This window comes from Bacillus cereus group sp. BfR-BA-01522, from assembly GCF_022662635.1.
GTDB lineage: Bacteria > Bacillota > Bacilli > Bacillales > Bacillaceae_G > Bacillus_A > Bacillus_A cytotoxicus.
In genome coordinates this window covers 1-442 of record NZ_JAKUDY010000045.1, presented here as the reverse complement: position 1 = coordinate 442, position 442 = coordinate 1, and the positions used below count along the sequence as shown (strand labels likewise).

Genomic DNA, 442 nt, shown 5'->3' with positions numbered 1-442 from the left:
TGAACTTAAAGCGCTTGATTGTCTCTGAAAGGCAACAAGTGCTTTTTTCGTCTTAGTATAGAAATAAGATATAATAAAAAAGTTAATATTTTGTTAGATTGAGAAAATAAAAAGTATCTACTAAAAAGCAGCTGTTGATGGCATAAAAACAGCCAGCCACAAAGTAACAGAAGGTGTAAACTTTGTAGCCTCGACAGCAAAAGGATTTGCCGACAAAATCGGAAGTCTATGGAACAAAGGTGCCACAACCGTAAAAACAAGCTTCTTGCAGGGGAATGAAAAGATCCAGCACGCAGTAAAAACATTACTGGAGTACAAATGGATCCCAGGCGAGGGAAAAGGCTTCGCCATGGCTGGAGTAGGAAATGTCTCAGGGGGAGGACAGTATTCTCTGAAAGAGGCTTATCAGTATATGGAGAGTAAGGTTGTTAAGGGTACGGGT

General features: G+C 40.0%; 1 pseudogene. It reads left to right on the top strand.

Features of this window, described 5'->3' with window-relative positions:
* Nucleotides 1-124: 124 nt before the first annotated feature.
* Nucleotides 125-442: pseudogene (locus tag MR059_RS21530) on the top strand (WXG100 family type VII secretion target); the annotation flags it as partial.